At 51.7% G+C, this 1,309-nt stretch carries 1 rRNA gene (cut by a window edge); it reads right to left on the minus strand.

The features are described 5' to 3' along the window. Positions 1-1,222: ribosomal RNA gene (locus tag FQV30_RS15775) — 23S ribosomal RNA — on the minus strand; its annotated part reaches 1,407 nt to the left of the window's first position; the annotation flags it as partial. Positions 1,223-1,309 lie beyond the last annotated feature (87 nt).

Raw genomic sequence — 1,309 nt, forward strand, 5'->3', positions numbered from 1 at the left:
ANNNNGCGGTCCATCCACAGCTTCGGTAATCCGTTTAGCCCCGGTACATTTTCGGCGCAGTGTCACTCGACCAGTGAGCTATTACGCACTCTTTAAATGATGGCTGCTTCTAAGCCAACATCCTGGTTGTCTAAGCAACGCCACATCCTTTTCCACTTAACGGATATTTGGGGACCTTAGCTGGTGGTCTGGGCTGTTTCCCTCTTGACTACGGATCTTATCACTCGCAGTCTGACTCCCAAGCATAAATCACTGGCATTCGGAGTTTGTCTGAATTCGGTAACCCGGGATGGGCCCCTAGTCCAAACAGTGCTCTACCTCCAGGATTCTTATCTTGAGGCTAGCCCTAAAGCTATTTCGGAGAGAACCAGCTATCTCCAGGTTCGATTGGAATTTCTCCGCTACCCACACCTCATCCCCGCACTTTTCAACGTGCGTGGGTTCGGGCCTCCAGCAAGTGTTACCTTGCCTTCACCCTGGACATGGGTAGATCACCTGGTTTCGGGTCTACAACTGCATACTCTGGCGCCCTGTTCAGACTCGCTTTCGCTGCGGCTCCGGCTTCTCACCTTAACCTTGCATGCAATCGTAACTCGCCGGTTCATTCTACAAAAGGCACGCCATCACCCATTAACGGGCTCTGACTACTTGTAGGCACACGGTTTCAGGATCTGTTTCACTCCCCTTCCGGGGTGCTTTTCACCTTTCCCTCACGGTACTGGTTCACTATCGGTCACTAGGAAGTATTTAGCCTTGGGAGATGGTCCTCCCGGATTCCGACGGAATTTCACGTGTTCCGCCGTACTCAGGATCCACTCTGGAGGGGAAGGGTTTTCGGCTACGGGGCTGTTACCCGCTCTGGCGGACCGTTCCAGGTCGCTTCGCCTAATCCTTCCTTTTGTAACTCCGTATAGAGTGTCCTACAACCCCAAGAGGCAAGCCTCTTGGTTTGGGCTGATCCCGTTTCGCTCGCCGCTACTCAGGGAATCGCATTTGCTTTCTCTTCCTCCAGGTACTTAGATGTTTCAGTTCCCTGGGTATGTCTCAACCGCGCTATGAATTCACGCGGCTGTACTATCCGATTAAAGATAGTGGGTTTCCCCATTCGGAAATCCCCGGATCAAAGCTCACTTACAGCTCCCCGAGGCATATCGGTGTTAGTGCCGTCCTTCATCGACTCCTAGTGCCAAGGCATCCACCGTGCGCCCTTTCTAACTTAACCAAGTTAAAAAGCTGACCCGAAGGTCGCGTACTTGTGTTGCTTGTTTCATGTGTTTCAATGTCGTTTATCCAGTTTTCAAAGAACAAG

This window comes from Planomicrobium sp. CPCC 101110 (assembly GCF_007859395.1).
In the GTDB taxonomy this organism is placed as follows: Bacteria; Bacillota; Bacilli; order Bacillales_A; family Planococcaceae; genus Planococcus.